Source organism: Amycolatopsis sp. NPDC031561 (assembly GCF_055580625.1).
In genome coordinates this window covers 57553-82411 of record NZ_JBVILA010000028.1, presented here as the reverse complement: position 1 = coordinate 82411, position 24859 = coordinate 57553, and the positions used below count along the sequence as shown (strand labels likewise).

The 24859-nt window shown below is 68.9% G+C and carries 26 protein-coding genes and 3 tRNA genes; 18 read left to right on the top strand and 11 right to left on the bottom strand.

Going from position 1 to position 24859, the window contains the following annotated elements; all coding sequences use genetic code 11:
• Positions 1–327: 327 nt before the first annotated feature.
• On the top strand, positions 328–1446 hold the full coding sequence (locus ACZ5IK_RS37840) for a cytochrome P450 (protein ID WP_465492064.1): 1119 nt from the start codon (positions 328–330) through the stop codon (positions 1444–1446).
• Here ACZ5IK_RS37840 and ACZ5IK_RS37835 read toward each other — a convergent pair.
• Together ACZ5IK_RS37835 and ACZ5IK_RS37830 are read right to left on the bottom strand one after the other, a co-directional pair.
• Positions 1437–1862, bottom strand: a complete 426-nt coding sequence (locus tag ACZ5IK_RS37835) for a nucleoside deaminase (protein ID WP_410598987.1) — start codon at positions 1860–1862, stop codon at positions 1437–1439. The two genes, ACZ5IK_RS37840 and ACZ5IK_RS37835, sit on opposite strands and share 10 nt — an antisense overlap.
• Complete coding sequence (locus ACZ5IK_RS37830) at positions 1859–2728, bottom strand: LLM class flavin-dependent oxidoreductase (protein WP_465492063.1); 870 nt, start codon at positions 2726–2728, stop codon at positions 1859–1861. Before ACZ5IK_RS37830 ends, ACZ5IK_RS37835 begins: the two co-directional genes overlap by 4 nt.
• A gap of 92 nt (positions 2729–2820) precedes the next feature.
• On the opposite strand from ACZ5IK_RS37830, the gene ACZ5IK_RS37825 reads away from it, so the two are divergent.
• A complete protein-coding gene (locus ACZ5IK_RS37825; protein ID WP_465492062.1) occupies positions 2821–3267 on the top strand; it encodes an Lrp/AsnC family transcriptional regulator in 447 nt (148 codons plus the stop codon).
• A 26-nt stretch (positions 3268–3293) separates the two neighbouring features.
• Here ACZ5IK_RS37825 and rox read toward each other — a convergent pair whose 3' ends face one another.
• Positions 3294–4742 carry a rifampin monooxygenase gene (rox, locus tag ACZ5IK_RS37820; protein WP_465492061.1) on the bottom strand — a complete coding sequence of 483 codons (1449 nt, stop codon included), beginning with the start codon at positions 4740–4742 and terminating at the stop codon, positions 3294–3296.
• Positions 4743–5012: 270 nt separating this feature from the next.
• On the opposite strand from rox, the gene ACZ5IK_RS37815 reads away from it, so the two are divergent.
• From ACZ5IK_RS37815 to ACZ5IK_RS37805, 3 genes are read left to right on the top strand one after another with little or no spacing between them, the layout of a single operon-like run.
• Complete coding sequence (locus tag ACZ5IK_RS37815) at positions 5013–5687, top strand: TetR/AcrR family transcriptional regulator (protein WP_465492060.1); 675 nt, start codon at positions 5013–5015, stop codon at positions 5685–5687.
• Positions 5684–6817 carry an FAD-dependent oxidoreductase gene (locus ACZ5IK_RS37810; RefSeq protein ID WP_465492059.1) on the top strand — a complete coding sequence of 378 codons (1134 nt, stop codon included), beginning with the start codon at positions 5684–5686 and terminating at the stop codon, positions 6815–6817. Before ACZ5IK_RS37815 ends, ACZ5IK_RS37810 begins: the two co-directional genes overlap by 4 nt.
• A gap of 54 nt (positions 6818–6871) precedes the next feature.
• Positions 6872–7684 (top strand): hypothetical protein, encoded by an 813-nt coding sequence (locus tag ACZ5IK_RS37805; protein WP_465492058.1) that lies wholly within the window; start codon positions 6872–6874, stop codon positions 7682–7684.
• A gap of 526 nt (positions 7685–8210) precedes the next feature.
• Here ACZ5IK_RS37805 and ACZ5IK_RS37800 read toward each other — a convergent pair.
• Positions 8211–8849 carry a CGNR zinc finger domain-containing protein gene (locus ACZ5IK_RS37800; protein WP_465492057.1) on the bottom strand — a complete coding sequence of 213 codons (639 nt, stop codon included), beginning with the start codon at positions 8847–8849 and terminating at the stop codon, positions 8211–8213.
• Positions 8850–8939: 90 nt separating this feature from the next.
• Between ACZ5IK_RS37800 and ACZ5IK_RS37795 the strand changes: the two genes are divergently transcribed.
• Complete coding sequence (locus ACZ5IK_RS37795; RefSeq protein ID WP_465492056.1) at positions 8940–9725, top strand: MBL fold metallo-hydrolase; 786 nt, start codon at positions 8940–8942, stop codon at positions 9723–9725.
• Between the two features lie 73 nt (positions 9726–9798).
• On the opposite strand, the gene ACZ5IK_RS37790 is transcribed toward ACZ5IK_RS37795, so the two are convergent.
• Positions 9799–10386 carry a class I SAM-dependent methyltransferase gene (locus tag ACZ5IK_RS37790; RefSeq protein WP_465492055.1) on the bottom strand — a complete coding sequence of 196 codons (588 nt, stop codon included), beginning with the start codon at positions 10384–10386 and terminating at the stop codon, positions 9799–9801.
• Between the two features lie 88 nt (positions 10387–10474).
• On the opposite strand from ACZ5IK_RS37790, the gene ACZ5IK_RS37785 reads away from it, so the two are divergent.
• The 6 genes from ACZ5IK_RS37785 to ACZ5IK_RS37760 all read left to right on the top strand — a co-directional run bounded on the left by ACZ5IK_RS37785 (position 10475) and on the right by ACZ5IK_RS37760 (position 13184).
• A complete protein-coding gene (locus tag ACZ5IK_RS37785) occupies positions 10475–11071 on the top strand; it encodes a helix-turn-helix domain-containing protein (protein WP_465492054.1) in 597 nt (198 codons plus the stop codon).
• A 19-nt stretch (positions 11072–11090) separates the two neighbouring features.
• Positions 11091–11831, top strand: coding sequence for a dienelactone hydrolase family protein (locus ACZ5IK_RS37780; protein WP_465492119.1), 741 nt, complete (start codon positions 11091–11093; stop codon positions 11829–11831).
• Between the two features lie 359 nt (positions 11832–12190).
• Positions 12191–12264, top strand: a tRNA-Leu gene (locus tag ACZ5IK_RS37775).
• 22 nt (positions 12265–12286) lie between these two features.
• Positions 12287–12362, top strand: a tRNA-Leu gene (locus ACZ5IK_RS37770).
• Between the two features lie 7 nt (positions 12363–12369).
• Positions 12370–12440 (top strand) — tRNA-Gln (locus ACZ5IK_RS37765).
• A gap of 27 nt (positions 12441–12467) precedes the next feature.
• Positions 12468–13184, top strand: coding sequence for a class I SAM-dependent methyltransferase (locus ACZ5IK_RS37760; RefSeq protein WP_465492053.1), 717 nt, complete (start codon positions 12468–12470; stop codon positions 13182–13184).
• A 24-nt stretch (positions 13185–13208) separates the two neighbouring features.
• Here ACZ5IK_RS37760 and ACZ5IK_RS37755 read toward each other — a convergent pair whose 3' ends face one another.
• Positions 13209–13760, bottom strand: coding sequence for a TetR/AcrR family transcriptional regulator (locus ACZ5IK_RS37755; RefSeq protein ID WP_465492052.1), 552 nt, complete (start codon positions 13758–13760; stop codon positions 13209–13211).
• A gap of 84 nt (positions 13761–13844) precedes the next feature.
• On the opposite strand from ACZ5IK_RS37755, the gene ACZ5IK_RS37750 reads away from it, so the two are divergent.
• Entirely contained in the window at positions 13845–14795 is a 951-nt protein-coding gene (locus ACZ5IK_RS37750) for an NADP-dependent oxidoreductase (RefSeq protein ID WP_465492051.1), read from the top strand.
• Positions 14796–15201: 406 nt separating this feature from the next.
• Positions 15202–15999 carry an alpha/beta hydrolase family protein gene (locus ACZ5IK_RS37745; protein WP_465492050.1) on the top strand — a complete coding sequence of 266 codons (798 nt, stop codon included), beginning with the start codon at positions 15202–15204 and terminating at the stop codon, positions 15997–15999.
• Here ACZ5IK_RS37745 and ACZ5IK_RS37740 read toward each other — a convergent pair.
• Entirely contained in the window at positions 15996–16775 is a 780-nt protein-coding gene (locus tag ACZ5IK_RS37740) for an SDR family NAD(P)-dependent oxidoreductase (RefSeq protein WP_465492049.1), read from the bottom strand. The two genes, ACZ5IK_RS37745 and ACZ5IK_RS37740, sit on opposite strands and share 4 nt — an antisense overlap.
• Before the next feature lie 85 nt (positions 16776–16860).
• Between ACZ5IK_RS37740 and ACZ5IK_RS37735 the strand changes: the two genes are divergently transcribed.
• Entirely contained in the window at positions 16861–17706 is an 846-nt protein-coding gene (locus ACZ5IK_RS37735; RefSeq protein ID WP_465492048.1) for a helix-turn-helix transcriptional regulator, read from the top strand.
• On the opposite strand, the gene ACZ5IK_RS37730 is transcribed toward ACZ5IK_RS37735, so the two are convergent.
• Positions 17665–18888, bottom strand: coding sequence for a PucR-like N-terminal domain-containing protein (locus tag ACZ5IK_RS37730; protein WP_465492047.1), 1224 nt, complete (start codon positions 18886–18888; stop codon positions 17665–17667). The two genes, ACZ5IK_RS37735 and ACZ5IK_RS37730, sit on opposite strands and share 42 nt — an antisense overlap.
• Before the next feature lie 152 nt (positions 18889–19040).
• On the opposite strand from ACZ5IK_RS37730, the gene ACZ5IK_RS37725 reads away from it, so the two are divergent.
• Positions 19041–19871: an SGNH/GDSL hydrolase family protein gene (locus tag ACZ5IK_RS37725; RefSeq protein ID WP_465492118.1), complete on the top strand. Its 831-nt coding sequence runs from the start codon at positions 19041–19043 to the stop codon at positions 19869–19871.
• Positions 19872–19946: 75 nt separating this feature from the next.
• On the opposite strand, the gene ACZ5IK_RS37720 is transcribed toward ACZ5IK_RS37725, so the two are convergent.
• Positions 19947–21128, bottom strand: a complete 1182-nt coding sequence (locus ACZ5IK_RS37720) for a S8 family peptidase (RefSeq protein ID WP_465492046.1) — start codon at positions 21126–21128, stop codon at positions 19947–19949.
• Between the two features lie 269 nt (positions 21129–21397).
• On the opposite strand from ACZ5IK_RS37720, the gene ACZ5IK_RS37715 reads away from it, so the two are divergent.
• Entirely contained in the window at positions 21398–22201 is an 804-nt protein-coding gene (locus ACZ5IK_RS37715) for a pentapeptide repeat-containing protein (protein ID WP_465492045.1), read from the top strand.
• On the opposite strand, the gene ACZ5IK_RS37710 is transcribed toward ACZ5IK_RS37715, so the two are convergent.
• The gene (locus tag ACZ5IK_RS37710; RefSeq protein ID WP_465492044.1) at positions 22181–22837 is read right to left on the bottom strand and encodes an SDR family NAD(P)-dependent oxidoreductase; all 657 of its coding nucleotides are present in this window, start codon (positions 22835–22837) and stop codon (positions 22181–22183) included. The two genes, ACZ5IK_RS37715 and ACZ5IK_RS37710, sit on opposite strands and share 21 nt — an antisense overlap.
• Positions 22838–22968: 131 nt before the next feature.
• Between ACZ5IK_RS37710 and ACZ5IK_RS37705 the strand changes: the two genes are divergently transcribed.
• The gene (locus ACZ5IK_RS37705; protein ID WP_465492043.1) at positions 22969–23922 is read left to right on the top strand and encodes a helix-turn-helix transcriptional regulator; all 954 of its coding nucleotides are present in this window, start codon (positions 22969–22971) and stop codon (positions 23920–23922) included.
• On the opposite strand, the gene ACZ5IK_RS37700 is transcribed toward ACZ5IK_RS37705, so the two are convergent.
• Positions 23901–24839: an AraC family transcriptional regulator gene (locus tag ACZ5IK_RS37700; RefSeq protein ID WP_465492042.1), complete on the bottom strand. Its 939-nt coding sequence runs from the start codon at positions 24837–24839 to the stop codon at positions 23901–23903. The two genes, ACZ5IK_RS37705 and ACZ5IK_RS37700, sit on opposite strands and share 22 nt — an antisense overlap.
• Between the last annotated feature and the right edge of the window lie 20 nt (positions 24840–24859).

Below are 24859 nucleotides of genomic sequence, written 5' to 3'. Positions count from 1 at the left end.
CGGCCCTTCACGACGGTGAAACTCGGCTTGTCCGGTCCTCGTCTTGTTCCGCTATTGACAAGTTCGTAATGGGCCCCATATTTTTCTGCTCGTCACGTTGATGACGCACTGGGGATTGGGGGTTGACACAATGAAGGCTGTTCGTTTCTTCACGCGTTCGATGCTGCGTAGCATGCGCAGCAAGGAATCGGGCTGGGTGATCTACTACATGGATTACTGATCCTGAAGTGTTTTCCGGTTGCGGCGGCGATCTCGGGATCGCCGCCGCAACCGTCGCGTTCTGGGGGAATTGTGCACACAGTCGTCGAGGGCGTCACGGGTGGCCTGATGGCCGATCCCCTGCGCCCCCTTTTGTCGTGGGACCGGGCGAACACTCCGCCGGTGGTCCTGTTCGAACCGGGCCGGTATCTGGTGACGGACGCGGAGATCGCCCGGACGGTGCTCGCGAGCACGACAGAACCGTTCGAGGCCCGCGCGGCCACGCTGGGCGCTGTCGCGGACTGGATCCCGGGCTCGGAGAAGAGCCGTCCGGTGAACGCCGCCATCGCGCGGGAGCTGGACACCGTGCTGCGGTCGCTGCCGCAGGAGCGGATCGCGGAGGAACTCCGGGGCGCGATGGACGGCGACGCCTGGCCCTCGGCGGTGTCGGACCTGTACCTGCGGTTGTTCGGCGATCGGCTGCTGCCCGATCTCTCCCCGTCCGCGAGGAAGGCCCTGCACCGGGCGTTGTCGCTGTCGAACCGGCGTGACCGGGACCGATCCGCGACAATCGCGTTCCGCCGCCGGATCGCGCACAGCCGGGCGGAGGCCGCGCTCCACCGCTGGGCGTCCGGCCGAGACGGGGACGTCGGCTTCCAGAAGGCCGTCCACGACGCTGTCGGGTCGATGGACGATGTCGCCCTGGTGCTGCACGGCCTGATCGGGGCACTGTGCCGGGCGACCGCGATGGTGCTCGCCTGGTGCGTGCTGCTCGACAGCGGGTGGCGCGTCGGGATGCCCGCCGGTGCCACGCTCACCAGGGGCGAACCGGCCGATCCGGTGGAGAACCGGGTGCGTGAGGCGTTGCGGCTGTGGCCGACGGCCTGGCTGATGTCCCGGAAGGTCACGACCCCGATCGAAGTGGGCGGGGTGGCGCTGTCACCGGGCGAAAGGCTCTTTCTGTGCAGTTTCCTCCTGCACCGTGATCCACAAGTATGGAATGACGCCGACGAGTACCTGCCGAAACGCTGGGAGAATCCGCCGCAGGGCTACAAGTCCGTCTATCTCCCTTACGGTTTCGGGGCGGCCGCCTGTGTCGGATCGCGTTTCGTGAACCAGGCGACCGCCAAGGTCCTGGAATGCTGGGATGAATTACCCGCCCGGAAAATCGAACTGCTGAAGGAAAATCCGGTGATGGGGCCGATTCTGGCCCCACCGGAATTCCGATTCGCCGGTTCTCAGGTGTAGTACCCGGCAACCGGGACACGGGCCTCGTCGAACAACGCCGGCCCTTCCAGCCGCACGGCCGGCGCGGTGGACGGCGGCTTGAGCGCGGTGACCTGCTCGCCCGACAGGGCGAACACGACCCGTCCCAGGCCGGAGCGTTCGATGGCGCCCTGGCACATCCCGCAGGGCTGGCAGCTGGTGTACATCGTCGTCTCCGCGGCGACGGCAGGGTCCAGTTCGCGCGCGGCCCATACGGCGAGCTTCAGTTCCGGGTGCAGGCTGATGTCCGACTGCGACACCGACGTGTTGTGGTCTTCGGCCAGCACCGTGCCGTCGGGGCCGACGAGAAGCGAGCCGAAGGGCGGGTCACCGTCCTTACGGGACTTCGCGGCCAGCTCGATGGCGTGGCGGAGGAACTTCTCGTCTTCGTCGGTCATGATCGCTCCCGTTCCGGCCGGTATCGGCCCAGTTCCCAGTGTGCTGCCACGGTCGCCAAAGCCTGCCAGGCGGCTTCCGGGCGGAGTGTTTCCTCGGGGTCGCCGGAGAACGGGTCGAGCACGACCGTCTCGGCGCCGAGGTGGCGAAGCCGGTCGAGGTCGTCGACGATCTGCTCGATCGTGCCTTCCCCGGCGAGGCGTTCGGGTCCGGTGATCGGACGGTCGGTGACGTTCAGCAGGATCCGCGGGGTGAACGCGGGGACGGGCCGTTCTTGGGCATCGGCGATCGTCTTGACCCTGGTGAGCGCTTCGGTGAGCCAGGGGAGCGAGGTCCGCAGCGGATGCCAGGCGTCGCCGACGCGGACGGCGCGGCGGATCCCGGCGTCGCTGTTACCGCCGACCCAGATCGGGATGTCGCCCGCGCGGTAGTCGGCGTCGTTCGCCCACGCCTTCCGCACGGCGTCGAGGTGGTCGTCGGTCAGCCGTCCTCGTTTCCCGAACGGGACATCGAGCGCTTCGAACTCCTGCCGGGCCCATCCGGACGCGACACCGAGCACGAGCCGTCCGCCGCTGAGCTGGTTCAGGTTCGCGGCCATGCGGGCGATCAGCAGCGGATGGCGGTACGGGACGATGAGCACGGTGGTGCCCAGCCGGATTCTGGTCGTCACGCCTGCCAGCCACGACAGCGTCGTGAACGGCTCGTAGAACGGCGCCGGGTACTGCTCGGCGACGTCGGGGGTGATGGCGACGTGATCGGACACCATGAGCAGGTCGTAGCCGAGGCCTTCGACCGTGGTGGCCCAGCCGCGGAGGATCCCGGGGTCGGTCCCCGGTCCGAAATTCGGGACATTGACACCTATTCGCACAGGTCAAGGCTATCCGTGCGACGGCGACCCGGGAAGAGATCTTTCCCGGTGTGCGGGCGTTCCCGCCGTGGATCTGCCGGTATTCTGGCCGGATGGCCGAGACTCTCGACGCGACGGACTGGGCGATCCTGATCGAGCTCCAGAAGGACGGGCGCCTCCCGCTCACCGAGCTGGGGAAACGGGTCAGCCTGAGCGCGTCGGCGACGACCGAACGGGTCAAGCGGCTGGAGTCGGCAGGGGTGATCACCGGCTACCGCGCCGACATCGACCTCGAAAAAGCCGGGTACGTGGTGCTCGCGGTGGTGCGGCTGAAGTACCCGGGCAGCAAGCACACGCCGCTGTACAAGCTCCTTGCGGAGCGGACCGAGATCCTCGAATGCCTCCGGACGACCGGCGACGACTGCTATTCGCTGAAGATCGCCGCGCCGTCGATGGGGCGCCTGGAGGAGATCGTCAACGAGCTCGCGCTGTTCGGGAGCACGAACACCAACATCGTCTACAACCAGACGCTGCCCTACCGGGGACCGCAGGGCCCGTGACCGGTCCGGTCACGGGCCCCGGGGTGTCAGCCTTGTCCCGCCGACTCCCGGACTTCGCCCTCTCCGAACCACCGGCGCAGCGCGGCGTCCAACCCTTCCTGGTCTTCGCCCGCCCACGCCACATGACCGTCCGGCCGCAGCAGGACCGCCGGTACGTCCAGTTCTTCGCTGACGTCGACGACGTGGTCGACCCGTTCTCCCCAGCTCCCGACCGAAAACCGTCCGGTCTGGTCGAGCAGCAGGCCGCGGCCGGCGTGGGTGAGGTCGTACAGGCGGCCGTCCTTCAGCGCCACGTCCCGCATCCGCCGTCCGAGCAGGGCGTGGCCGTCGCCGAAGTCGTAGCGGATCCCGATCGCGACGATCTTCTCGACCAGATACCGGTGGACCTCCTCGAAGTCCATCAGCTCCGACAGCAGCCGCCGCACGGCCTGGGCGCCGGGTTCGGTGGACATCAGTTCGGCCTGCGCCCGGGTGTTGTCCAGGACCTCGGCGGCCACCGGGTGCCGTTCGGCGTGGTAGCTGTCGAGCAGGCCTTCCGGTGCCCAGCCCGCGATCTCGGCGGCCAGTTTCCAGCCGAGGTTGAACGCGTCCTGGATGCCGAGGTTGAGCCCCTGCCCGCCCAGCGGCGGGTGGACGTGCGCGGCGTCGCCCGCCAGCAGTACCCGGCCGGCACGGTAGCGCTCGGCCTGCCGGGTCGCGTCGCCGAACCGGGACAGCCAGCGCGGCGAGTGCACACCGAAATCGGTGCCCGCGTAGTGCCGCAGCCGTTGCTTGAACTCCTCCAGTGTCGGCTCGACAGTGCGGTCCTCCCGCACACTCTCGGCCGGGACGACGACGCGGTACACGCCCTCGCCGGACGGGCCGAGGCCGAAGAACTTCTCGGTCTTGCGGATCTCGGTCACCACCGCGGTGATCTCCTCCGCCGTCGCGGTCACCTCCATCTCGCCCAGCAGGTTCTCGTTCTTGGCCGGGTCACCGGGGAAACCGACACCGAGCAGCTTGCGCACCGTGCTGCGCCCGCCGTCGCAGCCGACGAGGTAGCGAGACCGCAGCCGGGTGCCGTCGGCCAGCTCGACTTCTACGCCCTCGTCGTCCTGGCTCAGCCCGACGACCTCGGCGCCGCGCCGGATCTCAGCCCCCGCTTCGACGGCGTGCTCGGTCAGCAGCCGCTCGGTGGCGGGCTGCGGGATACCGAGGACGTAGGCGTGCGCGGAGTCCAGCCGCGGCGCGCTCGGTTTGACGATGGCGGCGAAGTGGCCGTTGAGTTCGTACTGCTTGCCGGTCTCGTGGAACCGCTCCAGGAGACCGCGCTGGGCCATCACCTCGATGCTGCGCACGTGGATGCCGAGCGACCGGACGTGATCGGTCGGCTCGGTCAGCCGTTCCAGCACGACGACGCGCACGCCGTGCAGCCGCAGTTCGGCGGCCAGCATCATGCCGGTCGGTCCGCCGCCGGCGATGATGACGTCGATCATGAGTCCCCCCGATTGATCAAGCTCATGGTTCATGAATCCCCTGATTTCCGCAGGTTGAGGCCCTACGGCGAGTGATTGTGAAGCACGATGGGGGGCTTGCCGCAAGCCCCAGGGTGCGCTATACCTTGAAGGGGAGGGGGAGAACCCCTCCTTTTTCGTCCGCTCTGGACAGTCTGTTTTCCCGAAATCCTCGTTGCTTTCACTGTGATCTGTGACGAACATGTTCGCTACGAACTGGTTCGTCACGAACATGTTCGCTATCGTGGACGTATGGCACCAGAGAAGAGTCGCCGGGAGCGTCCGGCCAAACCCGCACTGAGCCGCGACGGCATCGTGGCCGCGGCCGTCGGGATCCTGCGGGAAGAAGGCCTGCGGAAGGTCACGATGCGCCGCCTGGCGCAGGAACTCGACACCGGCGCGGCCTCGCTCTACGTCTACGTCCGCAGCACCGCCGAGCTGCACGCGGCGATCCTGGACGAACTCCTCGGCACGATCGCCCCGCCGCCGTCCGAGGGCGACTGGCGTGACCGGCTCGAGCGGCTGCTCACGGCCTACACCGCGATGCTGCTCGAATACCCCGGTCTCGCCCTGTCCGCGCTGGTGGCCCGCCCGAGCGGGGAGAACTACCTCGGCCTGGTCGAAAACCTGCTCGTCCTGCTCGCCGAGGGCGACGTGCCTCCCGAACGGCGCGCCTGGGGGATCGACCTCCTCCTGCAGTACGCGACGACGACCGCGGCCGAGCACGCCGACGAGGAATCGCACGGCGACTGGGACGCGCTTGCCCTCGCCGTACGGGACGCCGACGAGACGACCCACCCGCAGCTCGCCGCCCACGCGGCCGATCTGCTCACCGGACGGCCCGAGCAGCGGATGTCGTGGGGCTTGCAGGTGCTGATCACCGGGATCACGCACACCGCCCTACCACCCGAAAGGAACCCGACATGACCACACATCACCCCATCGCGATCATCGGCGCCGGCCTCGGCGGCCTCACCCTGGCCCGCGTCCTGCACGTCAACGGCATCGAAGCAGCGGTCTTCGACCTCGACGCGTCGAGGTCGGCCCGGACGCAGGGCGGGATGCTCGACATCCACGACGAATCCGGCCAGGAAGCACTCCGGGCCGCCGGCCTCCACGACGAATTCCGCGCGCTCGTGCACCCCGGCGGGGAGGCCATGCGCATCCTCGACCGCCACGGCGTCGTCCACCGCGAAGAAGCCGACGACGGCGACGGAGGCCGCCCCGAAGTCGCCCGTGGCGACCTCCGGGACCTTCTGCTCGGCTCACTGCCCGAAGGCACCGTGCGCTGGGGCGCCAAGATCACCGGCGCCCGCCCGCTCGGCGGCGGCACACACGAAGTGACCCTCGCCGAGGGCACCACGTTCACCACGGACCTGCTGATCGGCGCCGACGGCGCGTGGTCCAAAGTCCGTCCCCTGGTCTCCGACGCCCAACCGGCCTACGAGGGGCTCTCGTTCGTCGAAGTCCACCTGCACGACGCCGTGACCCGTCATCCCGTGAGCACCGCACTGATCGGCGGGGGCATGTTCTTCGCGCTCGGCGCGGGCAAAGGATTCCTGGCGCACCACGACTCGGCAGGCAGCCTGCACGTCTACATCGCGTTGAAGACCGCCGAAGACTGGATCTCCACCATCGACTTCACCGACACCACCACCGCGAAGGCCGCGATGCTGGAGCACTTCGACGACTGGGACGCCGGCCTTCGGGCACTGATCACCGACGCGGACGGAGCCCTGACCCCGCGGCCGATCCACGCGCTGCCGATCGGACACCGGTGGGACCGCGTGCCCGGAGTCACCCTTCTCGGCGACGCCGCCCACCTGATGTCTCCGTTCGCCGGAGAGGGCGCCAACCTCGCGATGATCGACGGTGCCGAACTCGGTCTGGCCCTCGCCGCTCACCCCGGCGACGTCGACACCGCTTTGGCCGCATACGAGAAGGCGTTGTTCCCGCGCAGCGAAGCCTCGGCTGCCGAATCCGCCGAAAGCCTCGTGCTCTGCTTCGCCGAAGACTCCCCGAAGCCCTTGCTGGAACGATTCGCGTCCTACCGCTGAGGCAACCACCGCGCGGCGCCGGGCGTAGATCCATCAGGCGCGCGAGGGGGAACGATGGCGAACGCGATGACGGGCTGGCCCGGCGAACCAGGGTTCGACGAGATCACGGCGACCAGGCAATGGCTGGGCAAACGCGGAATCGAGGTGGAGGAGCCGTCAAGGCTGCTCGCCGCCCGGGTCGGCGCCCGCTTGAGCCGGCGCTCACCCGGCCGTTTCCGCTGGCTCGCCGGAGCGGCGGCGTTGAGCATCCTGCTGAGCATCGCCTTCGGATCCGTGGGACTCGACAGCAACAAGGTCCTCCTCTGCCTCATCTGTGCCTCCATGGAAGTCGCACTCTGGCTGTCGTACCAGCACCGCGAGCGGGCACTGGGACCGTTGCCGGTGATGGACCGGCGCTCCGGGCGGCCTTCGGCCTTCGCGATCCTCGGCGGCTGGTACGTGGCCTCGTTCGTGATCACTTTCGGCGGTGGAGCCGCTCTCGTGGCGGCCATCCACCTCACCACCCCGGCGAAGGCGTACGCGTGGGGGCTGGCCGCCATGCTCGGCTGGGCCGCGCTCTGCTGCGCGGTGATCCTCATCGGCACCCTGCGCCGGCCGGTGTACGCCGAGGACACCGCTTCGGCGGCCGTCGACACCGAACTGCGCGTCCTGGACAGCCAAGCCGCGATACCCGGTCTCTACCCGGTGATCGTCTTGTTCGCCAGGGTCGTCGGCGACCAGGCGCCCGCCGAGTTCACCGGCTGGCTGATCGCCTATGCCGTCCTCGCGCTCGGGACGACGGCGATCGGCGTGTGGAAGCACCACCGCCGTCCCGCGTTGCCACCCGGCGACTACGGCACCCCCGTGCAGGTCCCTCGTGAGTGGTAAAGACGGTTAGAGCGGACCGGTATTTGCCTACCTACGTGTGACCAGGGCGAAGGTGAGGTGCGGTAGTCGAGGGGGTCGCTCCGGTCTCGGGGCTCGATGACACCGGAATCTCACCGCGGCAGGGTTCGAGCGTGGAGGATTCGGGACGCTCAACGTCCTAAATCCTCCACACTCGGTTCACGCGGCCACTGACCACTACGGGATGGCGGCTCACGCGTGTCCCGGGTGTTGACGATGAAGGAATTGGGACGTTGAGTGTCCCGATTCCTTCATCGTCGAGGGCAGGGCCGGTCTCGGAGCTTGATCAACGGAGGATCGGGGACACTCAACGTCCCCGATCCTCCGTCGATCAAGCTCATGCAACCCCGCGGACGGCAGCCGAGCGGGGAAGATTTGAGACGGTCAACGTCCCAAATCCTCCCCACTCACCCACATCACCATCCAGAACAACCTCACCGAGACGACATGAGGATCCAGTGGGTAGACAAATACGAGTCCACCAGAACCGTCTTTACCACTCACGAGTTCAGACCGGCTCGTGCTGGGAGCGCCGGGCGTAGGCTCGGGCGGCGCGGGCCCGGTCACCGCAGCGCACGGAGCACCACTGGCGGCGTCCGTTGCGCAGGAAGAACCGGGTGCACGGAGCCGATCCGCAGGCGGCGATCCGCTCGGCGTCCGGGCCGGTGAGCAGGTCCGCGGCGTTGGCGGCGAGCGTCGCCAACGCGTGCTCGACGATCTGGGTGACCGGATGCGGCGCGATGCGATGCAGGCCGTGGACCGGATCCCAGCGCAGCAGCTCCGCCGTCGGGGCCTTGCTCAGCGCGTCGTTGACGGCGTTGAGCGCGCTCTGCGGGGCCGGATCCGAGCAGGACTTCGAGGCGAGCAGGACACGCACCTGTTCGCGCAGCGAGCGGACCAGTCCCGCGCACATCTCCTGCAGACCGGCGTCGACCGGGGCCAGTCCGTGTTCGACGAGCCAATCCGTCGCGAGGGCCGGGTTGCCGAGAAGATCGGTGAACTGGCCGCCAGGCAGCGCGATCGCGGTGTTGGCGAGCGCCAGCGCGACGTACTGCTCGGCGCCCGGCGCGGGCGGCAGGGCAGCGGCGTCGAGATCGGTACCGGCGTTGTCGTGCACGTCCTCATGGTAGGCGCCGGGTTCAACCATGAGAAAGCCTCACGGAAATGGTTGCACTCTTCCGTGAGAACGAGATAACGTTCCTCACGGAAAGAAGAATACATATCCGTGAGGTGGATGATGGCAGCCGGCACGAACCAGATCAGCGACCAGCTCTCCGTCCAGGTCTTCGGCGGGCCGACCGCCTTGATCGACTACGGCGGCCTGCGGTTCCTGACCGATCCGACCTTCGACGAGCCCGGCCACTACGGGAGGCCCGACGGGCGACCCGGCCTGACCAAGACGGCACCGCCGTCGGTGAGCCCGGCGGATCTCGGCCGCGTCGACGCCGTCCTGCTGTCCCACGACGAGCACCCCGACAACCTCGACAACTCCGGCCGGGAACTGCTGGCAGGCGTACCGCTGACGCTCACCACACCCAGTGGCGCGGGCAGGCTGGGCGGCACCGCGAAGGGTCTGGAGACCTGGGAGACGGTCGAGCTGACCCGCCCGGGCGGAGGAACGGTGACCGTGACCGCCGCACCCGCGCTCCACGGTCCGGAGGGCGCGGAGAAGGTGACCGGCGACGTCGTCGGCTTCGTGCTCACCGCCCAGGATCTTCCGACGGTCTACGTCAGCGGCGACAACGCCTCGCTCGACGCCGTCCGTCAGGTCGCCGACCGGTTCGACCCGGTCGACGCCGCCGTGCTCTTCGTCGGGGCCCCGCGACTGAAGCCGGTCCTCGACGGCGCGCTGCTCGTCCTCGACAGCGCCCTGGCCGCCGAAGCGACGCGGATCCTCGGCGTCCGCGTCGTCGTCCCCGTCCACATCGACAGCTGGGAGCACTTCACCGAAGGCCGTGACGACCTGGTGGCCGCGTTCACCGCGGCGGGCTTGGTGGACCGACTCCATCCCGGAGGGCTGTGAACAGCCGCTCGAGGCGCGCGGTGGTCTTTCACCACGGTTGCCTCGACCGGCACGGCGCCTGATCGGATCCGGCCTACGGGTGCCGGGTCGCGCGCACGACGACGTCATGAAGCGGGGCGTCTCGTCCAGGAAGGACGCGTTGGCCCTCCTCGGCGGTGACGATCTCCCATGCCTCCTCGTCCAGCCGCGCCGTGATGGCCGCGGCGGTGGCTGACGCCTCGGCGGGCGGATGGTGACCGTGGCCCTCGTGAGTGTGGATGTGCCCGACGATCAGTAGCGTCCCGCCGGGCGCGACCCATTCCGCGACGCGGTCGTAGAACTCCAGCTGCGGCATCGCCGGATGCGCGTAGTGCGTGGTGACCAGGTCGAATCTCACGCCCGGATCCCAGGTGCTCAGATCCGCCTCGACCCACCGCAGCAGCTCGGGCGTGCCACGTTCGGCGGCGCGGGCCAGCACCGCCGACGAGATGTCAGCGGCGGTCACCTCCCACCCCCGCGAAGCGAGCCAGATCGCTTCGGCGCCCTCACCACAGCCCGCGTCCAACGCCGTACCAGGCGCCAGCTCGCCGACCTCACGGACGAGATGCGGATTCGGTGGGCTGCCTGCGCCGTCCCGCTGCCAGTGCTCTTCCCAGTACTCCTTGTCGAACCCGTGCGTCATCGGTCGATCCTCTCCGGTCGTCTCCGGTAATGGTGACGACCGTGAAGGCAAGCTGGCAAATTTTGTTGCCGAATGGCAAAATGGACGGATGGCCGAGGCGCTGGATCGCACGCTCGACGCCGTCGGGACGAGGTTGAAGCACCTACGTCAGCGCCACGACATCACCCTCGCCGACCTCGCCGGGGAAACGGGCATCTCGGTCAGCACTCTGTCGCGGCTGGAGGCCGGACTGCGGCGCCCCACCCTGGAGCAGCTCCTGCCGCTCGCCCACGCCTACGGCCTGACCCTCGACGAGCTCGTCGACGCGCCGCCGACCGGCAACCCCCGGATCAACCTGCGCCCGATCGCCTGCGGTGACGGATCCACCATCCTGCCGCTGACCCGACGGCCGGGCGGCATCCAGGCCTACAAGTTCGTCCTTCCCCGGGGCGACGACGACACCGAGCCGGACCTGCGCACCCACGAGGGATACGACTGGGTCTACGTCCTCGACGGCACGCTACGACTGGTCCTCGGCGAGCACGACCTCCTCCTCGAACCCGGGGAAGCCGCGGAGTTCGACACCCGCACCCCGCACTGGTTCGGCGCCACCGGCGCCGGTCCCGTCGAGTACCTGAGTCTCATCGGACGGCAAGGCGAACGCGCGCACATCCGCGTCGGCCCGAAGGCTCCGTTGTCCGAGTAGCAAGAAAGGAAGCACCGCCATTCCCACCATCACAGCGCAGATCCCCACCCCGGACGGCCAGGCAGACGCCTTCGCAGCCTTCCCCGACGGCGGTCCGCACCCGGCCGTCCTGCTCTACCCGGACGCCTTCGGACCACGTCCCGTCCTCTGGAAGATGGCTCGCGAGCTGGCCGACAACGGGTACTACGTCCTCGTCCCCAACGTCTTCTACCGGCACCGCCCGGCACCGGTCTTCGACCTTCCCGAGCACATCACCGCCGAAGACCGGCCTGCGCTCTTCGGCGAGATCATGCCTCTCGTCCAGGCGCACACCGCCGAACGCACCCTGCTCGACGCCGAAGCCTTCCTCGGCTTTCTCGGCGACCAGCCCGAGGTCCGTCCCGGACCGGTCGCCGTGATCGGTTACTGCATGGGCGCCGTCCTCGCGATGCGCACCGCGACCGCCCATCCCGGCAAGGTGGCCGCCGTCGCCGGATTCCACCCTGGCGCCCTGGTCACCGACGCACCCGACAGCCCGCACCGGCAGATCCCGAGCCTCACCGCCCAGGTCCACCTCGGTCTCGCCGAGAACGACATGACACCCGAGGCCATCACCGAGATCAGCCAGGCGTTCGACGCCGCCGGAGTCGGCTACTCCTGCGAGATCTACCCGGGCACCGTCCACGGCTTCACCATGGCCGACACCGACGCCTTCGACCCCGCCGGATCACAACGCCACTGGGAGCGGCTGCTCGCCCTCCTCGGCAGCACCCTGACCTAATGACGGGTGTTCCCAATGTCGCATTTGAGACAATGAGCGTCTCAAATGCGACATTGGGAGCCCAGGGACACGGTGAGCAGGGCGACGGGGCAGTCGGTGGAGAGTCTTCCGATTAATGCGATTGACGTCCGTCGACGACATTGGCAATGATGGTCGCATACCGGAATTCAAAGGAGCAGCCATGATGAACACGCGACAGCAGGGGACGTCCACTCTCGTGCTTTCGTCGTGCGACCAAGGCCTTCTGGCCTGTTCAGGCTCCCCGCCGTGACCGAAAACGTCATGCCAGGGAGCCGCCCATCGGAAAACCGATCAGGGCGGCTTTTTCTATTCCACTGTTCGTCGACGCAGTTCTTTTCGCGGTTCTAGCCCAATTGGCAGAGGCACCTGGTCGAGGGCCAGGACAGTCGGGGTTCGAATCCCCGGAACCGCACTCCCGGCGCCACGGCGCCGACGCCCCTGTAGCCCAACGGAAGAGGCAACGCGCTCAGAACGCGTCCAGTCCAGGTTCGAATCCTGGTGGGGGCACCACACCCGATCCCGGTTGGTGTAGCGGCAGCACGACGGACTTTGACTCCGTCAGGCCAGGTTCGAACCCTGGACCGGGAGCAAGCCGGTTGTGCCATATTGGGCCATATGCCTGTCACTTCCGAGAGTCACGCGGAGAACGACTACGACGCCTTCGCCGAGGCGTATGCGGCCGAGAACGAGACCAGTCTCATCAACGCCTACTACACGCGGCCCGCGATCCTGGATCTCGCCGGGGACGTGTCCGGCAGTCGGATCCTCGACGCGGGCTGCGGGGCGGGCCCGCTGTTCGAAGCTCTGCGTGATCGGGGCGCCGACATGACCGGCTTCGACCTCAGCGCCAAGATGGTGGAACTGGCCAGGAAGCGGCTCGGCGACGACGCGGCCTTGCGAGTGGCCGACATCGGCAAGCCATTGCCGTTTCCTGACGACGAGTTCGATGATGTTGTCGCGGCACTCGTCCTGCACTACCTGGAGGACTGGGACGCGCCGCTGGCCGAGCTCCGGCGCGTGCTGAAACCCGGCGGCCGGCTGATCCTGGCCGTCAATCACCCGCTCAGCTTCAAGCTGCTCTATCCCGAGGCCGACTACTTCGCGACCGTCAAGTGGTCCGACGAGTACAGCTTCAACGGCCAGACAGCCGAGCTGACCTACTGGCACCGGCCCCTGCACGCGATGACCGACGCTTTCACCGCGGCCGGTTTCCGAACTGCCGTCGTCAGCGAGCCCCACCCTGCGCCGGGTGCGCGCGAGCGGTTCCCGGAGGAGCTTGCGGGCAAGACGGCCTTCCTGTGCTTCTTGTTCTTCGTCCTCGAGGCTGCCTAGCTTCGACTGGCTTCCTGAGCCGGTTCAGCGACCGGCCTCGCGCAGTTCGTCCGCGGCCTGGGTGATGAGCTGGGAGAGTGAGACGGCCGGTTCGGCCAGCCAGCGGGACACGGCGCGACGGTGGATCGCCAGCACCACGTCGATGATGAAGCGGGCCTTGCCAGGCTCGACACCGCGGTGCTCGAGTGCCCGTGCCAGTGCGTCGGCGATGTCGGCGAGCTTGATCAGATCACGTTCGGCCAATGCGGGGTTGGCGGCGATCACTCTGACGCGGCGCAGCAGGAACTCGCGTGGGCGAAAGATCTCCTCGGCGGTTCTCAGCGCGGTCAGTACCGCCTCGAACGGCGTGAGGCCCGGGTCGGTCGCCTCGACCTGGGCGACGAGGCGGGTCTCGAGCTCGTTGCCGGCGAAGAGGACTTCCCGTTTGTCGGGGAAGTAGCGGTAGAAGGAGCGTTCCTTCAGTCCGGCGGCATCAGCGATCTGCGCGACCGAGGTGCGCTCGAACCCTTGGTTCTCGAACAGTTCGAGCGCAGCGCGCTCGAGTCGGCCCTGTGCGTCGGATTCCCATCGCGGCATACCCGCCAGAGTACGACAACAGCATCTGTCGTCATGCTGGTACGGTCGATGACAACAGATGCTGTCATCACCTAGGAGATCGTCATGAAGGCTCTTCAGTTCGACCGGTTCGGTTCCCCCGACGTGATCGTGCTCCGCGATGTCCCGCAGCCGGAGCCCGGACCTGGTCAGATTCGGATCGCCGTGCGGGCATGCGGCCTGACACCGGCCGACTGGCACGTCGTCGACGGTCTCCTCGCCGACCATCTGCCGCCACTGCCGCGCGGGCTCGGCTTCGAGATCGCGGGCACCGTCGACGCGCTCGGGGAGGGCGTCGAGGGCGTCCGGATCGGCGACCGTGTCTTCGGTCCGGCCACCTTCGACGGCCCGACGGCCGGCGCCGCCGAGTACGCACTGATGCCGGCCTGGGCACCCATCCCCGACGGCGTCACCGCCGAGCAGGCCGCCGCGTTGCCGATGGCGGCCGAGACAGCGTGGCGCGCGCTCGACGATCTCGGCGTCCAGCCGGGTGAGCTCCTGCTCGTTCACGGCGCGGGTACCACCGTGGGTGAGGCGGCGGTGCGCTTCGCGCTACACCGGGATATTCGGGTGATCGCCACCGCCGGGCCCACTCGGGCCGCCGCCCTGGAAGAGATCGGCGCCCAGGTGACCACCTACGGCGAGGGCATGGCCGAACGCGTCAGCGCGCTGGCCGGGGGCCGCGTCGACCGCGCCCTGGACGCGACACCGACCGGAGGACGGATCGACCGCGCCGATCAGCCCAGCCCGGCCGGCGGTTCGCTGCCGATTCTGATCGAGCTGACCGGCGACCCCGACCGCGTCCTCACTGCCTCGGACTTCGCCGCGGCGGCCGACCTGGGCGTCCGGATCACCACTGAGATCCGCTACGACCAGATGGGAGAGTTCGCCAGGCTCGCCGGCGAGGGCATCCTGGTCGTACCGGTCGCCCGCACCTACACGCTCGACCAGATCCAGGAAGCGGCCGAGCTCAGCCAGTCCCGCCGCCCTGGCGGCAAGCTCATGCTCGTCCTGTGATCGCCCGGCCTGGCTCACCGGCCGCAAATAACAAGCCTCTGACCAGGCAAAACGCTCTCAGATCGCCGCTGAGCGCCGAAATCCGCCCTCCGGGTGTGATCCACCCCAGCGATTTCCGATTCTCGCGAGCGGCCTTCGCGATCGACGTGCCCAGTTTTCGCGCCGCACTTCTGAGCGGGCGCAGCGGCCGATCGAGCCTCAGCACGCTGTCTTCCCGGATGCTCAGTCATAAGGGGCATTATCACTGTGCATACTTGCGACCCCGGTTACGCGTTGCAAAGACGCGTAACCGGTTTAACGTATCGCGTATTGCCTTCAAAAAGGGAGTTTGACGAGGAGAACCGACCGGATTTCGCCGGTGGCGATACCGGCACCCCGCGGGCGATCGCCGCCCTACGGTGGCCGTATGAACTCACCGATCACGGGCACCGCCGCCGGAGTGCCGTTCACCGCGTTACCACCGGACGGCGACGAGAACGCGCCGCTGATCGTCACCTGGCACATGCTCGACGCGCCAAGGTCCGACGCCGCCTTCGCCGCGGCGCTGCCGATGCACGGCCTGCCCGCGTGGCGGGTGCACCTCGGGATGCCGATGTGCGGGGCGCGCATGGTCGACGGCACCATGGACGCGGGCTTGGCGCTGGTGCGCGAGGACGTCCTGATGTCCTTCCTGCACCCGTTCGTCCAGCAGGCGACCGACGAATTCCCGGATGCGCTGGCCTCGATCCGGGCACAGCTGCCGGTCGGTGACGGTCCGATCGGAGTGCTCGGCGGCTCGCTGGGCGGGGCCGTCGCACTGCGGGTTCTCGCCGACACCGAGATCCCGGTCTTCGCCGGCGCCGTCGTCAACGCCGCGATCAAGATGCGATCCGTCGTGGACCTGTTCCCCGGTGAGTACCCGTATGACACCGAGTCGGAGAAGGCCGTCGACAGTCTGGACTTTCTTCCCCGGGCGGACGTCATCGCCGAGCGGGCGCCGCTGCTGGTCGTCAGCGGCGAGCAGGACCACCCGGATCTCCGCGCCGACGCGATCCGGCTCGCCGAAGCGCTGGGGGACCGGTCCGAACTGCTGTCGATCCCCGGGCTGGAACATCCGCTGGCCGAGGAGCCCGGCATCGAACCCGCACCGCAACTGCCGTCGGCTCGCGAGGTAGACGCCGGTCTCGTCGCCTGGTTCCGGCGCCACCTCACGCGAACGGGCTAGCTCACCATGCCGCCGTCCACCCGCAGGACCGTTCCGGTGACGTAGGAGGCGCGGTCGCTCAGCAGCCACGCGGCGGCCTGGGCGATCTCCTCCGGCTCGGCCACGCGTCCCAACGGGGTCTGGGCGTTGAGCTGTTCGAGGATGCCCGGAGAGCTCTCCATCCATTCGCCGAACATCTCGGTCATCGTCGTACCGGGAGCGACGGCGTTGACGCGGATCCCCTCCGGCCCGTAGGTGGCGGCGGCCGATGCGGTGAGGCTGTTGACGCCTCGTTTCATCGCGCCGTACGCGGGGAGTTCCGGATTGGCCATGAGGCTGCCGACGCTGGTGTTGTTGACGATGGCCCCGGTCCCCGCGGTGGCCCGGATCGCCTCGATCTCGGCGACCATCGACAGCCAAGGGCCCTTGAGGTTCACTGCGTAGATGTGGTCGAAATCGGCCTCGGTCACCAGATCCATCGGCCCGGGCGGCACGTTCGTCGCCCCGTTGTTGAAGGCGACGTCGAGCCTGCCGTGCAACTCCACGGCACGGCCGACGGCCGCGCGGATGCTCGCCGCGTCGCCGAGGTCGCACACCACGTGGTCCGCGACGCCGCCCGCCGCGCGGATCTCCTCGGCGACGGTCTTCAGCTGGGTCTCGGTGCGGGCGGCGAGCACGACGCGGGCACCTTCCCTGGCGAACAGCCGCGCGGCGGCGGCGCCGATGCCGCGGCCGGCGCCGGTGACGAAGGCGACCTTGCCGTCCAGCAGGCCCGAAACAGTCGTTGTGGTGGTCATGGCACCGAGACTTCACCCGCGTCCGGTGCCTATCCAGGCATCGGCGGTACCTGGCTGGCGTGCCGCCATCGTCCACACTGGAGGGGTGGACAGACGACAACTGGCGGACTTCCTGCGCAGCAGGCGCGAGCGGATCACCCCCGCCGACGTGGGGCTGCCCGCCGGGCCGAGGCGCCGGACCCCTGGGCTGCGCCGCGAGGAGGTGGCGCAGCTGGCGTTCATCTCGACCGAGTACTACACGCGGCTGGAGCAGGCCCGCGGTCCCCGGCCTTCGCGTGAGGTGCTGGCGGGGCTGAGCAGGGCGCTGCGGCTGTCGGACGCGGAACGCGATCACCTGCACCATCTCGCCGGCGCCCCACCGGGACCGCCGCCCGGCCCCTCCCGTGAAGTCCGGCCGAGCATTCTCGCGTTGCTACAACGGCTTCCGCAGGCCGCGGCGATCGTGCTGTCCGCGACCTACGAGGTGCTCGCCTGGAACGACCTCGCCGCGGCCTTGATGGAGGACTTCTCCGCCTTGCCCCGTCGCGACCGCAACCTCGTCCGGCGCGCGTTCCTCGGATCGCCGAGCCGCCGGATGTACGGGGTGTCCGACGTCGAGGAGTTCTCCGCGAGCGCCGTCCGGAACCTGCGTGCCACCGCCGCCCGCTACCCCGACGATCCCGAGATCACCGGCCTGATCAGCGAACTCCTCGTGGGCAGCGAGGAATTCGCCCGGCTGTGGGCCGCGCACGACGTCTCCGCCGCGCCCACCCTGTGCAAGACGTTCCAGCATCCGGCGGTCGGCCCGGTCAACGTGAACTGCGACGTCCTCGACATCAGCGACCGGGACCAGCAGGTCGTCATCTACACCGCCGAGCCCGGAAGTCCGTCGGAGAACGCGTTGCGGCTGCTATCGGTCGTCGGGACGCAGCGGATGGACGTCCCGCTCTGAGTGCTTTGTAGGTTCCCTCGATACCAGTGGATCGATCCTCAGCGCGATGGCCAAGGCGAACCGGCCGGCTGGATCGTCGATCGTGCCGCCGAAGAGCGTCCGCAACTGCCGGATCCGGTATCGGACGGTCTGCACGTGGACGTGCAGTTCGACGCCGATCGCCTGGGGCTGGTCCGGCCGCGCGAGCCACGCCGCGAGAGTCGCGGTCAGCCGTTGCCTCGCCGGTTCCGGCAGACCCGCCAGCGGCGCGAGGACGTCCTTCGAGAACTCGGCGGCGAGTTCGGGATCGGTGGTCAGGAGCAGGTCGATGCGGTGGTCCGTGGTGTGGACGAGGGCGCTGTCGCCGAGGGCGCCGGTGCGGGTCAGCCGCCACAGCGCACTCGCCCGGCGGGCACTGAGCGCGGCCGAGTGAAGCGGCACCACCGGGCCGACCCCGGCCTGATGGTGGCCGAGCAGGTCCCGTAACCGGCCGAGATACCACTCGATGCGGTCGGCGGGCATGACCACGGCCGTGAGGTCGTGGTGGCGGCCGATCAGCACCCGCCCCGGCATCCGGTCCAGCAGCTGCGGCGCGACATCGGCGCTGGTGACGGCGACGACGAGACGGCCGGGCAGTACCCACGCGGCCTGGCTCGCGGCGTCGTCGAGCACTTCCCGGGCGGCCGCCGGTTCGGTGAGCAGGAGGCCGAGAAGCCGGTCCCGCCGTGCTTGCCCGGCCCGCGCCGCCTGTGACCGCGCCTCAGCGTACCCGTCGGCGGCAGCGGCCGAAAGTTCGGCGATGAAGGCGAAAAGCGCCTCACCGAGTTCGACGATCGCCTGGGTCGGCAGTTCCACGGCGGGCGCCGCCGAGGTGAGCTGCCGCCAGACCCCCAGTGCGGCCGACTGATAAAAGCCGAGCATCTCCTCCAGGCTGCGCCCGGCGGTGTGCTGGGCCCGGCCCTGCGCGCGGTAGACCTCGCGATCGGTGGTGACGTCGGGATGACCGATCTCGCTGAAGAAGGCGTCCAGGGCGACGTCGAGGGTGAGGTGGAGGTTCGCGGCCGTCCGGTCGTCCAGCGGGGTCCGAAGCCCGGCACGGACCTGGTCCATCGCGGCGGACGCGATTGCGGCGATGTCCGGCTCCAGCCGGGTCAGCACCGAGGCGTCGAGCCGTCGCCAGGGCTGTCCCGACGGCATGGTCATAGAGGCAACCTACAAAACTCCGATCAAGTACGCGCGCCTCCGTTCTAGTGGTTCACGCGCTCCCGGCGGACGCTGACCAGAGCATTCGACGACGCATGCAGGAGGCGGCAGTGACACGTTCTCGCTGGGGAAGACTCGCTCGGATCGCCGCGGTGGCGGGCACCGCACTCACCCTCGTCGGAATCGGGACACCGGCCCTCGCCGCGGCGGAGCGCCAGGTGTACGTCGCGATGGGCGACTCGTTCTCGGCGGGCTCCGTGGTCCTGCCGCAGTCGGATCTGTTCACCTGTGCCCGTTCCTCGATCAACTACGCGGGGCTGCTGGCGAAGCAGCTCAAGGTCGACGAACTGCGCGACGTCACCTGCGGTGGCGCGACCACGGCTCATTTCACCAATCCGCAGAAGGGCATCATCTCCGGCACCAACCCGCCGCAGTTCGACGCGCTCTCGGCCGACACGACCTTGGTGACGGTCGGTATGGGCGGCAACGACATCGGGCTGGTCGGGCTCGCCACGTCGTGCGTGAACCTGCTTCCGGTGGGCGCGTCGTGCAAGGCGGCCAACACCGCGGGCGGGGTGGACAAGTACGCCGTCAAGATCGACGCGTTCGCCGCGACCTACGGCACGGCCATCGAGCAGATCCGTCAGCGCGCCCCGCGGGCCACGATCGTCATGGTCGGCTACCCGACCGGGATCAAACCCGGCGGCTGCTGGCCGCTCGTCCCGGTGCTGCCGCAGGACGCCGACTACATCCAGGGCAACATCGACCGGCTCAACGCGCGGATGGCCGAGCAGTCCGCCGCGCACGGCGCGAAGTACGTCGACATCCGGACGCCGAGCATCGGTCACGACGCCTGTCAGCCGATCGGCGTCAAATGGATCGAAGGGCTGATCCCGTCGGTGGTGAACAACAGCTTCGCGCCACTGCACCCGAACGCCGCCGGACTCGCGGCCGTGGTGCCGAGCATCCGCAAGGTGCTGTAGCTGAGTGTCATGAAAGGGGCTTTCAGGACGTTTTTCGTCCTGAAAGCCCCTTTCATGACATGTACGGGAACGCGATCAGGCGGTCGGCGCCCAGTACAGGAGCCGGTTCGGGGAACCGGAGCCCGGGTTGGTCACCTTGTTCGGGGTGGCCGCGTTGATGAGCGCGGTGGCCACCTGCGCCGGTGTGGCGGTCTTGTTGTTCTGCAGGAAGCGGGCGGCGACGCCGACCACGTGCGGGGTCGCCATCGAGGTGCCGCTGATGGTGTTCGTCGCGGTGTCGCTGGTGTTCCACGACGACGTGATGCTCGTGCCCGGCGCGAAGATGTCCACCAGGTTGCCGTAGTTGGAGAAGCTGGACCGCGCGTCGGTGTTGGTGGTCGAGCCGACGGTGATCGCCTGGGTCACGCGGGCGGGGGAGAAGCCGGACGCGTTCTGGTTGGAATTCCCGGCGGCCACGCCGTAGGTGACGCCCGCGGCGATCGACCGGCGGACGGCGTCGTCGAGGGTGGTGGAGGCACCGCCGCCGAGGCTCATGTTGGCCGCGGCGGGCTTGACGTGGTTCTTGGTGACCCAGTCGATGCCGCCGATGACGCCGGCGGTGGTGCCGCTGCCCGAGTTGTTCAGGACGCGGACGCCGTAGATCGTGGCGCCCTTGGCGATGCCGTACTGCGAACCGGCGATGGTGCCCGCGACGTGGGTGCCGTGGCCGTTGCCGTCCTGGGCGACGGCGTCGTTGTCGACGAAGTCGTAGCCGTTGCGGGCGCGGCCGCCGAAGGTCTGGTGGCTGATCCGCACACCGGTGTCGATGACGTAGACGTTCACGCCGGCGCCGGTGGAGGTGTAGCTGTAGCTCTTGTCGAGCGGGAGGTTGCGCTGGTCGACGCGGTCGAGACCCCAGGACGGCGGGTTGACCTGCGTCGCGTCCGCGTGGACGACCTGGTTCTGCTCGACGGACGCCACCGTCGGGTCGGCGGCCAGCCGCTTGGCCTGCCTCTCCGACAGCGTCGCGGAGAAGCCCTTGAGCGAGCTGCTGTAGACGCGCTCCACCTTCGCGCCGAAGCGGCTGGCCAGCGCGTCCACGACGCCGGAGTCCTTCAGCGTGACGATGTAGCTGTTCGGGATCGCTTCGGGGGATCCCGCGGCGAGGATCTGTCCCTCGGCGGCTTGCGCGGGAGCGGCGGTCACGCTGATCGCCACCGCGACGGCGCTCGCCATTCCGGCACGCGACAGCCAACGCGCTTGTCTCATCTCTCGCATGTGTTCGTCCTGTCGTTCGCAGGGGACCGGCCGGTCAAGACCACAGCGGCGGAAAGCGGTCCAGCTCGACCGCATGGGACGGCACCTGCCGAATCCCACGAAGATCGAGGTTATTGAGCGTTTGACATGTCCGATACCGACTGAATGGGGCAGGACCCGACCTTCGTCTGGCGGCCATTGGCGGCGGGTGCCCTGCACGGAATGTGCACGTCGGCCCCTCCGTACCCTGTGGGTGGAACACCTCTCGAGCATCTGGAGTCCGAACCACCGTGCCAGCCCCTTCGAGCCTGCGAGCCGACTGCGAAAACTGCTTCGGCCTGTGCTGTGTCGTCCCGGCCTTCGCGGCGTCGGCCGATTTCGCGATCACCAAACCGGCGGGCCAAGCGTGCCCGAATCTGGGAGAGGACTCCCGGTGCGGCATCCACGACAAGCTCCGCACGAAGGGTTTCACCGGCTGCACGGTCTATGACTGCTTCGGCGCGGGTCAGAAGGTCTCCCAGATCACCTTCGGCGGCGAGGACTGGCGGAAGGCGCCGAAGACGGCGAGGTCGATGTTCGCGGTCTTCCCGGTCATGCGGGATCTGCAGGAACTGCTCTACTACCTCACCGAAGCGGCCGCGCTCCCGTCGTCGGCGCCGATCCGCGCCGACCTGGCCGAGATGGTCGACCAGACCGAGCGGATGACCCTGGAGAAACCCGGCGTGCTGCGGGAACTGGACGTCCACGCGCACCGGGGCTCGGTGAACGGGCTGCTGCTGCGCGCGAGCGAGCTCGCGCGTGCCGAAGTGCCGGGCAAGAAGAAGGACCGGCGCGGTGCCGACCTCATCGGCGCGAAGCTCAAGGGGTCGAACCTGCGCGGCGCGCTTCTGCGCGGGGCTTACCTGATCGGCGCGGATCTGCGGGGCGCCGATCTGCGGCAGGCCGACGTCATCGGGGCGGACCTGCGTGACGCCGACGTCCGTGGAGCCGATCTCCGGGACGCTCTCTTCCTCATCCAGTCACAGCTGGACGCCGCGAAGGGTGACGCGACGACGAAGCTGCCGGAGTCGCTTTCACACCCCGCTCACTGGTAGTCCTGTGTGGACGATTTCCTGCTCCCACTCGTTCCGCGGCTGGGTGTGCAGCCGCCAGTAGTGCTCGGCGATGTCGTCGGGGTCGAACGGGGTCCCCTTGGCGACGGCCCCGGCGACGGTCACCGTCGCCACGTGCACCCCTGACGGGCCGAATTCCGTGTCCAGCAACGAAACCAGCGCCCGCACACCGGCTTTCCCGAGCGAGAGACTCGTGTAGGCCGGTACGGCTTCGGGCATCCCGCCGGTGACGATGATCGTGCCCGAACCGCGCTCGGCCATCCCGGGTGCGACGTGGGCGGCGGTCGTGATCGCTCCGACGACGTTGACCGACCACGCCGCGAGATGCCGTTCGACGGACAGCTCGCCGGGGGTGTCGGCCTGGATGATCGCGGCGTTGTAGACCACGACGTCGGGCTCACCGTGCTCGCGTACCACGGTGTCGAGAGCGGTCTTGAGGGACTTCTCGTCGGTGACGTCGGCGGCGAGCGCCAGCGCGGTCCCGATCTCGGCGGCCAGCGGATCCAGCGTCGCCGCGCTGCGGGCCACCAGGGTGATCGGCGACCCTTCCCTGGCGAACCGGAGTGCGACCGAGCGGCCGATGCCCGGTCCCGCGCCGATGATCACTGTGCCTGCCATGTCTGCTCCTTCGAGGTCGGTTGCGGCCGACCCTAAAGCCTGACATCAGTGTGAGGGTCAAGCGCGTTTCGTCCTCGGAACGCGGGCAAAGTGCGCATCGGATGAGCGGTTTGGCTGCCAGACTGAGGCGCATGCGTGCCGATCGCCTGGTGGCCACCCTCCTGCTGATGCAGGCCCGTGGCCGCGTCACGGCTTCCGAACTGGCGGACGAACTCGAGATCTCCATCGCCACGGCCCGGCGCGACCTCGAGGCGCTCTCGGCGGCGGGAGTACCGGTGTACCCGCAGCCGGGACGAGGCGGCGGCTGGTCCCTGATCGGCGGCGCGCGCACCGACCTCAGTGGACTGTCCGCATCGGAGGCTCAGGCGCTGTTCCTGCTCGCCGGGCCGGCGGCGTCGGTCTCTCCCGAGGTCAAGTCGGCGCTGCGGAAACTGGTCCGTGCCTTGCCGGACACCTTCCGGGCCGACGCGCAGGCCGCCGCGGACGCGGTCGTCATCGACCCGTCGCGGTGGGGTGAACGGGAAAAGGAACGCCCCGAAATGCTCACCGTGCTGCAGGCCGGGATCGTCCGCCGCCGCAAGATCCGCTTCGGTTACGCGAAGAAGGGCGCCGAACCGGTCGAGCGGGTCGTGGATCCGTGGGGGCTCGTGGACAAGGACGACGTCTGGTACCTCATCGCGGGCACCGACAAGGGCCAGCGCACCTTCCGCGTCGATCGCATGTCCGACGCCGAGGTGAGCGACCTGCCCGCCGGGCGCCCGGACGACTTCGAGTTGTCGCGGGCATGGGAGCAGGTGGTCGACCAGGTCGAGCAGCGCCGTTCGGGACTGGACGCGACCGTGCTCATCGCCGAGCGGCATCTGCCGATCCTGCAGGACCACTTCGGACGGCAGTCCGTCGTCGAGGAGACGCTCGACGACGGGCGCGTGCGGGTGACGGTGTCGGCGCCGGTGGCGTGGATGATCGCCCAGCAGCTCGCGGGCTGGGGCTCGATGATCGAGGTGCTGGGCCCGCCCTCGGTCCAGGACGAGCTCGCGCGGATCGGCGCCGAACTGGTCGAGCGCTACGCGACGCCGGTGCGGTAACCCTGCGGGCTGACGCCGTGCTCGCGTTTGAACGCGGTGCTGAGCGCGAACGAACTGCCGTAGCCGACCTGCCGGGCGACAGCGCCGATCGTGACGTCGGGATGCTGGCGCAGAAGGTCCGCGGCGAGCGCGATGCGCCAGCCGGCGAGGTAGGCCATCGGCGGTTCGCCCACCGCGGCGGTGAACCGCCGGGCGAACGCGGCCCGGGAGACTCCGGTGTCGGCCGCGAGGCTCGCCACCGTCCACGGCTCGGAAGGCTTGTGCTGCAACAGTTTCAGCGCCCGCCCGACGACGGGGTCGCTATGCGCGCGGTACCAGGCCGGTGCCGCGGCGCCGGGCCGATCGAACCAGGTCCGCAGCGCGGCGACCAGGAGCAGGTCGAGCACGCGGTCCAGGACGGCTTCCTGGCCCGGCGAGTCCTTGACGATCTCCCCGGCGAGCAGCGGCACGAGCGGGTTCTCCCAGTCCTCGTCCCGGACGACCAGCAGCGACGGTAGCGCGTTGAGGAGCCGTTTGCTGATCTCGCCTTCCAGCGGGTACGTGCCGGTGAGCAGGACGACGGGGCCGTCCGGGTCGCTGCCCCAGGTGCGGACGCCGAGGTCGGACAGTTCGGTGAGGTGCTGTCCGTCCGGTGTCAGGCATTCCTGTCCCGGCAGGATCATCGCCTGCGGCGGGGTGGCCGGGTCGTCCGCGACGAGATACGGGTCCGGTCCGCGGGCGATGGCGATGTCGCCGGTGCCGAGACGGACGGCGTCCCCGCGATCGGGAACGACCCAGGATTCGCCGCGGACCTGTGCCATCACCGTCAGCGGCGCCTCGTCCTCGACGCGCAGCGACCACGGCGGGGTCATGACCGACTTGAGCAGGAAGGCACCGCGGGCGCGGGGTCCGTCGAGCAGACCGGCGAGGGGATCCATACTCACGAAGTGTAGACGAT

Excerpts from the sequence above, each read along its gene's own strand:
- ACZ5IK_RS37720 (WP_465492046.1), bottom strand. The coding sequence starts at position 21,128 with ATGCGAGAGATGAGACAAGCGCGTTGGCTGTCGCGTGCCGGAATGGCG.
- ACZ5IK_RS37790 (WP_465492055.1), bottom strand. The coding sequence starts at position 10,386 with ATGACGCACGGGTTCGACAAGGAGTACTGGGAAGAGCACTGGCAGCGG.
- ACZ5IK_RS37795 (WP_465492056.1), top strand. The coding sequence starts at position 8,940 with ATGGCAGCCGGCACGAACCAGATCAGCGACCAGCTCTCCGTCCAGGTC.
- ACZ5IK_RS37805 (WP_465492058.1), top strand. The coding sequence starts at position 6,872 with ATGGCGAACGCGATGACGGGCTGGCCCGGCGAACCAGGGTTCGACGAG.
- ACZ5IK_RS37730 (WP_465492047.1), bottom strand. The coding sequence starts at position 18,888 with ATGACCATGCCGTCGGGACAGCCCTGGCGACGGCTCGACGCCTCGGTG.
- ACZ5IK_RS37835 (WP_410598987.1), bottom strand. The coding sequence starts at position 1,862 with ATGACCGACGAAGACGAGAAGTTCCTCCGCCACGCCATCGAGCTGGCC.
- ACZ5IK_RS37700 (WP_465492042.1), bottom strand. The coding sequence starts at position 24,839 with ATGGATCCCCTCGCCGGTCTGCTCGACGGACCCCGCGCCCGCGGTGCC.
- ACZ5IK_RS37740 (WP_465492049.1), bottom strand. The coding sequence starts at position 16,775 with ATGACCACCACAACGACTGTTTCGGGCCTGCTGGACGGCAAGGTCGCC.
- ACZ5IK_RS37705 (WP_465492043.1), top strand. The coding sequence starts at position 22,969 with ATGCGTGCCGATCGCCTGGTGGCCACCCTCCTGCTGATGCAGGCCCGT.
- ACZ5IK_RS37710 (WP_465492044.1), bottom strand. The coding sequence starts at position 22,837 with ATGGCAGGCACAGTGATCATCGGCGCGGGACCGGGCATCGGCCGCTCG.
- ACZ5IK_RS37800 (WP_465492057.1), bottom strand. The coding sequence starts at position 8,849 with ATGGTTGAACCCGGCGCCTACCATGAGGACGTGCACGACAACGCCGGT.
- rox (WP_465492061.1), bottom strand. The coding sequence starts at position 4,742 with ATGATCGACGTCATCATCGCCGGCGGCGGACCGACCGGCATGATGCTG.
- ACZ5IK_RS37825 (WP_465492062.1), top strand. The coding sequence starts at position 2,821 with ATGGCCGAGACTCTCGACGCGACGGACTGGGCGATCCTGATCGAGCTC.
- ACZ5IK_RS37755 (WP_465492052.1), bottom strand. The coding sequence starts at position 13,760 with ATGCCGCGATGGGAATCCGACGCACAGGGCCGACTCGAGCGCGCTGCG.
- ACZ5IK_RS37760 (WP_465492053.1), top strand. The coding sequence starts at position 12,468 with ATGCCTGTCACTTCCGAGAGTCACGCGGAGAACGACTACGACGCCTTC.
- ACZ5IK_RS37745 (WP_465492050.1), top strand. The coding sequence starts at position 15,202 with ATGAACTCACCGATCACGGGCACCGCCGCCGGAGTGCCGTTCACCGCG.
- ACZ5IK_RS37815 (WP_465492060.1), top strand. The coding sequence starts at position 5,013 with ATGGCACCAGAGAAGAGTCGCCGGGAGCGTCCGGCCAAACCCGCACTG.
- ACZ5IK_RS37810 (WP_465492059.1), top strand. The coding sequence starts at position 5,684 with ATGACCACACATCACCCCATCGCGATCATCGGCGCCGGCCTCGGCGGC.
- ACZ5IK_RS37840 (WP_465492064.1), top strand. The coding sequence starts at position 328 with ATGGCCGATCCCCTGCGCCCCCTTTTGTCGTGGGACCGGGCGAACACT.
- ACZ5IK_RS37750 (WP_465492051.1), top strand. The coding sequence starts at position 13,845 with ATGAAGGCTCTTCAGTTCGACCGGTTCGGTTCCCCCGACGTGATCGTG.
- ACZ5IK_RS37785 (WP_465492054.1), top strand. The coding sequence starts at position 10,475 with ATGGCCGAGGCGCTGGATCGCACGCTCGACGCCGTCGGGACGAGGTTG.